The organism is Microbacterium jejuense, from assembly GCF_039544225.1.
GTDB classification, from domain to species: domain Bacteria; phylum Actinomycetota; class Actinomycetes; order Actinomycetales; family Microbacteriaceae; genus Microbacterium; species Microbacterium jejuense.
On sequence record NZ_BAABLG010000008.1, the window covers coordinates 685,302 to 691,976 of the forward strand.

The window sequence follows — 6,675 nt, forward strand, 5'->3', positions numbered from 1 at the left end:
CTGGTGTCCGTGGCGATCCGCACCAAGAGCACGCGTGGCAGGACGGGCACTCAGGCGCCCGCGTTCGACTTCGACGAGGCGGTGGTGCTCGCCGGCATCGCACCGGGCGACGCCGACGCGTTCGATGCGTTCCTGGGCGCCGCCTACTCCGGCATCGTCCGTGACGCCTGGCAGCTCGCCGTCGGCGACACCGTCGAGGGGTGCCGCTTCGACGGGCTCGAGCTCGGGTCATGGACGCTGCGCGGCACCCACGTGCTCGAGAGCGTCATCACCGGCGCGAACGTCCCCGCCGTGTCGGCAGCACGCAGCGGCTGGCGCGATGTCGAGGTGCGCGACAGCCGATTCGGCTCGGTCGAGGTGTACGACGCGTCGTGGCGCGGCATCCGCTTCACCCGCTGCAAGCTCGGGTACGTCAATCTGCGCGCTGCCGAGCTGCTCGACGTCGCGTTCATCGACTGCACGATCGACGAGATCGATCTGATGGATGCGGCGGCCCGGCGCGTCTCGTTCGAGGGCTGCCGCATCGCCACGCTGAACACCAGCGGCGCGAAGCTGACCGACGTCGACCTGCGCGGCGCAGACCTCGGTCAGGTCGTCGGGATCGAGGGGCTGCGCGGTGCGACGATCTCGGCCGAGCAGCTGCAGCTCATGGCTCCCGCATTCGCCGAGCTCCTCGGCCTCACGCTCGACGGCTGACCGTCGGCGTCAGCGCCCCGACACCTTGCCGAACAGTCGGGCGATGGGGGCGAGCACGAGCGGCCGTGCCGCGATCCAGGCCGCGACGATCACGAGCAGCGAGAGCGCGAAGATCCAGAACCCGAGCCAGTTGTCGGCGTACGCGTTCGGGTCGGTGGACCCCTGCATCGCGTACATGTGGTTGAGGTTGCGCAGCGCCCCGGTGGCGAACACCAGCACGACGTGCACGAAGATGAACAGCACGAAGTACAGCATCACCGGGAAGTGCAGCGCCCGCGCCCACTCCACCGGATAGGCCTTGTTGAGCCCGGCGGCGTTCTTCGGCCAGATGCCCGACATGCGCACACCGGTGATCGCCGCGAGCGGCGCCGCGATGAACACCGTCGTGAAGTACGCCAGCTGCTGCAGCGCGTTGTAGTTCACCCAGCCGTTCTCGGTCGGCCAGTCCAGCGACGCGTACTGCAGCGCCGCCGACAGCGCGTTGGGGAACACCTCCCACGACGTCGGCACGATGCGCAGCCACTGCCCGGTCACGAACAGCAGCACGACGAAGATCGCGCCGTTGACGAGCCACAGGATGTCGAGCGACTGGTGGAACCACAGGTTCAGGCTGATCTTGCGACGACCGTTGGTGCGCGGCGACCAGAACACGCTCGGCCGCTTCTCGGTGCGAACCGTGAGTCCGGTGCGGATGATCAGCACCATCAGGAACACGTTGAAGAAGTGCTGCCACCCGAGCCACGCCGGGAAGCCCACGGGCGCCCCCTCGGGCAGGTGGTATTCGCCGGGGAACGCCGCGAGGAAGTCCACACCCCACGACGTCGAGAGCAGCCACCGCACCGCGAGCACGACCATCGCCGCCGCGTACAGCAGACCGGCCCCACCCAGGATGGCCAGGCCCCACTGAGCGCCGGTGAACGGCCCGACCTTGCGCGGCTCGCGTCGGATCGGGTGAACCCGAGCGTTCGTGCCCTCCCACACCGTGTGCGGGTAGGGCAGCGGCTGCGACAGCGGCACGCCCGACGGGGTCGCCCGCACGACGGGAGCAGTGGATGCCTCCGCCTCCGCCTGCGGAGCGGTCGGTGCCCCGGCGGCGGGCGCCGCCGCGACGGCCGTCTCGGCCACAGGTGCCGCGACAGCCGGCGCAAGCCCGGCGGGCGGCCACGGCTCGCCGCCCGGAGTGCGGGGCAGACCACGGCGCAGCGCCTTGGCGCCGGCCGTGGCCCGCGACTCCGCCGGCACAACGTGCGTCGCGGGGGCCTCGGCTCCCGCGGGTTCTGACTGCAGAACAGGCTGCTCCGCAGTCACGTGCGGTGTGGCGCCTGCGGCAGCGGGTGCGGAGACCGACGGCGGAGCAGATGTGGTCGCGGCCGCGACAGGAATCGTGGATGCCGGCGGCCACGGCTCGCCGCCCGGCACACGCGGCAGACCTCGACGCAGTGCCCGCGCAGCAGCCACGGGTGCAGCGGAAGCTGCAGCGGGCGCAGGAACCGCGGGTTCCTCCTGCAGCCGAGGCGTTTCGTCTCGCTCGTTCCTCGCTCGCTCAACGACCGGCGGCTCCACAGCCTCGGCCACCGCCGTGGCGGCGAACGTGCCGGCAGCGACCGGGGCCACGCCGGCCGGAGGCCACGGCTCGCCGCCGGGGACGCGCGGCAGACCGCGCCGCACCGAGGAACCGAACGTCGCCATGCGGGTTACGCCTTCTTCGCCTCGAGCGCGGCGATCAGCTGCGGCACGACCTGGAACAGGTCGCCGACGACGCCGAAGTCGGCGATCTCGAAGATCGGGGCGTCGGCGTCCTTGTTGATCGCGACGATCGTCTTCGCGGTCTGCATGCCCGCCTTGTGCTGGATGGCGCCGGAGATGCCGATCGCGATGTACAGCTGCGGCGACACCGACACACCGGTCTGCCCGACCTGGTACGTCTGCGGCACGTAGCCGGCGTCGACCGCGGCACGCGACGCGCCGACAGCGGCGCCGAGGACGTCGGCCAGCTGCTCGACGAGCGCGAACTTCTCGCCTGACCCGAGTCCGCGACCGCCCGAGATGACCTTCGCGGCACCGCGCAGCTCCGGCCGCGACGACGACACGACAGCCTCGTCCACCGACGTCACCGCAGCGGCCCGGCGGCCCGACGCGCGCACCTCGAGCGTCTCGACCTCGGGCGAGGCGACGGCCTCGGCACGGGCATCCACCGATCCCTGACGGATCGTGATCACCGGCGCCCCCCACGTCACCGCGGAGTCGACGTTGTACGCGCCGCCGTAGACGGAGTGCTGCGCGACGACGCCCTCGGCGTCGCGCGAGACGCCGACGGCGTCCACCGCGACACCCGAACGGTTACGGGCGGCGAAGCGGCCGGCGACATCGCGGCCCTCCACCGAGTTCGACACCAGCACCGCGTCCGGACGCACGAGGTCTGCGGCCGACGTCAGCGCGTCCACCCGCCCCGCGCCCAGCCCGTCGCCGGCAGCGGCGACCAGCACCGACGCGGCGCCCAGGGCCGCGGCATCCGTCGCCAACGCCTCGTCACCGACGATCAGCGCGACCGGCGTGCCCACCGACGCGGCGGCGCCGAGCACCTCGGCGGCCGACTTGGCCAGGCCGCCCGACGGCGTCGTGTCGAGCAGAACCAGGATCGAGTCATCTGCAAACGTCATGGCGCTTCCTTACGCGAGCCGGTTCTGGATGAGGAACTCCGCGAGCTTCTCGCCCGCGTCGCCCTCGTCGACGATCTTCACGCCCGCCGCGCGCGGCGGCTTCTCGCTCAGCCCGATGACGATCGACCGCGAGGCCTCGGGGTCGTGCGGGTCGATCTCGAGGTCGGCGAGCGACAGCGTCTCGAAAGGCTTCTTCTTCGCTGCCATGATGCCCTTGAAGTTGGGGAACCGGGCATCCGGCAGCGCCTCGGTGATCGACACGAGGGCGGGGAGGGATGCCGTCACCTGCATCGTCGCGCCGTCCGACGCGCGCGTGCCGCTGACCGCGTCGTCCGCGATCTCGACCGCGCTCAGGTACGTGGCCGACGGCACGTCGAGGATCTCGGCCACCATCGCCGGCAGCACCCCGCCGGACCCGTCCGTGGACTGGTTGCCGGCGATGACCAGATCGAACCCGGTGCGCTGCAGCGCGGCCGCGAGCACCTCTGCGGTCAGTCCGAGGTCGGCGCCCAGCAGCGCGTCGTCGACCACCTGGACCGCCGACGCGGCACCCATCGCGAGCCCCTTGCGCACCGTCGCCGACGCCGACTCGGGCGTCATCGACAGCACCACGACCTCGGTGCCCGGCGTCTTGTCGGCATGCGACAGCGCCACCTCGAGGGCCCGCTCGCCGATCTCGTCGAGCACCGTCTCGCTCGCCCCGCGATCGGCAAGCCCCGTCTCCAGCGACAGCTTGCGATCCCCGTAGGTATCCGGGACTTCCTTGACCAGGACGACGATCTTCATGACGATCTCCTCACGCTGCGCACGAGTCTATGGGGCCACGCAGAATGTAGCCAATCCGCGGTGGTGAACAGCTTGCTACCGAGTTTCGATGCACTGTGTGTATACATAAACGCCGGTTGCGGCATCCCGATACGGTGGAACGAGGAGGTCGCGATGGCAGCACCGAAGCGTCTGGCGGTCGACCCGATCGCCGAGGCCAAGCGGCAGTGGATCGCGCACGGCTGGGAGCCCGCGGCGGCCGGTATGACCGCGGTGACGTCGATCATCCGCGCGCAGCAGCTGCTGTTCGCCCGCATCGACGCGACGCTCAAGCCGTTCGGGCTGTCGTTCGCGCGCTACGAGATGCTGCGGCTGCTCGGCTTCACCCGCGAGGGGAGGATGCCGATGGCCAGCGCCATCGCCCGCCTCCAGGTGCATCCCACCAGCGTCACGAACACCGTCGACCGGCTCACCCGCGATGGGCTGCTCTCCCGCGAGCAGCATCCCGACGACGGCCGCGCCGCGATGCTGGTCCTCACCGACGCCGGACGCGAGCTCGTGGAGCGCGCGACCGCGGCCCTCAACACCGAGGTGTTCGAGAGCCCCGGCCTGAGCGACGACGACACCACCGAGCTCGTCCGCATCATCGCGCGCTTCCGCAAGGACTCGGGCGACTTCACCGAGCCGCGCCCGCAGCCCGAGCCGCTCTGACCGTCAGCGCCCGCGGAAGTCGGGGGCGCGCTTCTCGCGGAACGCGGCCATCCCCTCCTTCTGGTCCTCGGTGTCGAACAGGCTCGCGAACACGTGCTTCTCCAGCCGGAGCCCCTCGGCGAGCGAGGATTCGAGTGCGCCGTCGAGCACCGCCTTCGCCGCGTAGAGGGCGGGCAGGCCCTTGGCGGCGATCGCCTCGGCGCTCTTCTGCGCCTCGGCCAGCAGGTCGGCCGCAGGCACCACCCGTGAGGCCAGGCCCGAGCGCTCGGCCTCGGCGGCGTCCATCATCCGCCCCGTGAGGATGAGATCGGCGGCCTTGTAGTACCCGACAGCGCGCACGAGACGCTGCGACCCGCCCATGCCGGGGATCACGCCGAGGGTGATCTCGGGCTGCCCGAACTTCGCCGTATCGGCGGCGAGGATGATGTCGCACATCATCGCCAGCTCGCACCCGCCGCCCAGGGCGTAGCCGGCGACGGCGGCGATGACGGGCGTGCGCACGGCGGCGAACCGCGTCCACCCGCCGAAGTGGTCGCCGAGCAGCATGTCGAGGCCGGACTTGGACTCCATCTCTTTGATGTCGGCGCCGGCGGCGAACGCGCGCTCCGACCCGGTGACCACGATCGCGCCGATCGCCTCGTCGGCGTCGAACGCGGATGCCGCCGCCGTCACCTCGCGGCACACCTGCGAATTGAGCGCGTTCAGCGCCTCGGGGCGGTTGAGCGTGATCCAGCCGACGCGCCCGCGCGTGTCGACGATGATGGTCTCGTATTCGGTCATCGGTCCTCCTCGACCCTGTGCATCCGATCATGCCTGCTCCGCCGCGCTCGCGCGGCATGCGATCGTAGACGGCGATGACTGAGCTCGAAGCGGCCGTGCGCGCCGAGATCGCCCGCTGGGCCGCGGACTCCACGGGCGCCGATCCGTCGGACGCCGTCGTGGCCGCCTCGCGGCGCGCCCTGCTGGTCGCCGTCCCCCGTCTGCGGCCGGAGCTGGACGCGGCGACCGCCGCCCAGGCAGAGCTGCCCGGCGCCGGGGACCGCCCGCGCCGGCCGCGCCGCGGACACAGCACCCTGGTGGTGCTGGCGCTGCTGTTCGGCGCGTTCGCACCGGCGATGGTGCTGCCGTCGCCGCGCAACGGCCGGTCGGCGTTCGATGTCGGCGACGGCGCGATCTGGATGGGCGTCTGGGCTGCCGCGTCCCTCATCTGCTTCGCCCTCGCCGCGCGGGACCAGCTGCGGTCGAAGTACCTGAACCCTCGGGTGAAGGGCGCCCGGATCTTCATCTTCTACGCGGTCGTGTGGGCGGCGACCCTGGTGTTCACGGTCTTCCACTGGGACGACGTAGACCGGTATGAGCCGCTCGTCCCGATCATCGGTGCCGTGATCCTCGGCGCGTCGATCATCGGCATCGTCGTGCTCTGGACGCACGCGCGGCAGGTCGAGCGCGATCACTGGGCGCAGGAAGCGGTGCGCGCGACCTCGGGCACCCCGAAGGACCCCGTCAAGAAGTGGTGGTCCAACGTCTCGCGGCGCCTCACCCCCGGCGAGCGCGGCGACGGCGACAGGTCGTACCGGTTCGCACTGGCCGCGCTGGTGGACGACCGCATCATCTCGACGACCGACGCGCAGCGCCTGAAGCGCAAGCAGCCGCCGACGGTCTGGGCCGGCGGCATCCGCTGATCCTCCTCGCTCGGACGGGTATCCACATGGGGAATGGTCCCCATGTCGTCGGCGCGAACAGTTGCCCTAGCCTGTCTGCGGGCCGGTCGCGGTCCGTTCGAAATTCTGAGAGGACTGTGACATGGCTGATTTCAAGGCTTCTTATGGCGAGATGGAGTCGA

The 6,675-nt window shown here is 71.1% G+C and carries 7 protein-coding genes; 3 read left to right on the forward strand and 4 right to left on the reverse strand.

Features of this window, described 5'->3' with window-relative positions; genetic code table 11:
• The first annotated feature begins 9 nt into the window (after nucleotides 1-9).
• The gene (locus tag ABEA46_RS15770; RefSeq protein ID WP_345545719.1) at nucleotides 10-696 is read left to right on the forward strand and encodes a pentapeptide repeat-containing protein; all 687 of its coding nucleotides are present in this window, start codon (nucleotides 10-12) and stop codon (nucleotides 694-696) included.
• A 9-nt stretch (nucleotides 697-705) separates the two neighbouring features.
• Here ABEA46_RS15770 and ABEA46_RS15775 read toward each other — a convergent pair whose 3' ends face one another.
• The 3 genes from ABEA46_RS15775 to ABEA46_RS15785 all read right to left on the reverse strand — a co-directional run bounded on the left by ABEA46_RS15775 (nucleotide 706) and on the right by ABEA46_RS15785 (nucleotide 4,142).
• Nucleotides 706-2,154: a cytochrome b/b6 domain-containing protein gene (locus ABEA46_RS15775; RefSeq protein WP_345545720.1), complete on the reverse strand. Its 1,449-nt coding sequence runs from the start codon at nucleotides 2,152-2,154 to the stop codon at nucleotides 706-708.
• A 236-nt stretch (nucleotides 2,155-2,390) separates the two neighbouring features.
• Nucleotides 2,391-3,356, reverse strand: a complete 966-nt coding sequence (locus ABEA46_RS15780) for an electron transfer flavoprotein subunit alpha/FixB family protein (RefSeq protein ID WP_345545722.1) — start codon at nucleotides 3,354-3,356, stop codon at nucleotides 2,391-2,393.
• Nucleotides 3,357-3,365: 9 nt separating this feature from the next.
• Nucleotides 3,366-4,142, reverse strand: coding sequence for an electron transfer flavoprotein subunit beta/FixA family protein (locus tag ABEA46_RS15785; protein WP_345545724.1), 777 nt, complete (start codon nucleotides 4,140-4,142; stop codon nucleotides 3,366-3,368).
• Nucleotides 4,143-4,295: 153 nt separating this feature from the next.
• Here ABEA46_RS15785 and ABEA46_RS15790 point away from each other — a divergent pair, with 153 nt between their 5' ends.
• Nucleotides 4,296-4,832 (forward strand): MarR family winged helix-turn-helix transcriptional regulator, encoded by a 537-nt coding sequence (locus ABEA46_RS15790; protein WP_345545725.1) that lies wholly within the window; start codon nucleotides 4,296-4,298, stop codon nucleotides 4,830-4,832.
• Nucleotides 4,833-4,835: 3 nt separating this feature from the next.
• Here the strand turns inward: ABEA46_RS15790 and ABEA46_RS15795 are convergent, their stop codons facing one another.
• Complete coding sequence (locus ABEA46_RS15795; protein ID WP_345545727.1) at nucleotides 4,836-5,612, reverse strand: enoyl-CoA hydratase; 777 nt, start codon at nucleotides 5,610-5,612, stop codon at nucleotides 4,836-4,838.
• Nucleotides 5,613-5,686: 74 nt separating this feature from the next.
• On the opposite strand from ABEA46_RS15795, the gene ABEA46_RS15800 reads away from it, so the two are divergent.
• A complete protein-coding gene (locus ABEA46_RS15800; protein ID WP_345545729.1) occupies nucleotides 5,687-6,514 on the forward strand; it encodes a hypothetical protein in 828 nt (275 codons plus the stop codon).
• Nucleotides 6,515-6,675 lie beyond the last annotated feature (161 nt).

Bases quoted from the DNA above. Each gene is read 5' to 3' on its own strand.
- ABEA46_RS15780 (WP_345545722.1), bottom strand. From the start codon at position 3,356: ATGACGTTTGCAGATGACTCGATCCTGGTTCTGCTCGACACGACGCCG.
- ABEA46_RS15795 (WP_345545727.1), bottom strand. From the start codon at position 5,612: ATGACCGAATACGAGACCATCATCGTCGACACGCGCGGGCGCGTCGGC.
- ABEA46_RS15800 (WP_345545729.1), top strand. From the start codon at position 5,687: ATGACTGAGCTCGAAGCGGCCGTGCGCGCCGAGATCGCCCGCTGGGCC.
- ABEA46_RS15785 (WP_345545724.1), bottom strand. From the start codon at position 4,142: ATGAAGATCGTCGTCCTGGTCAAGGAAGTCCCGGATACCTACGGGGAT.
- ABEA46_RS15790 (WP_345545725.1), top strand. From the start codon at position 4,296: ATGGCAGCACCGAAGCGTCTGGCGGTCGACCCGATCGCCGAGGCCAAG.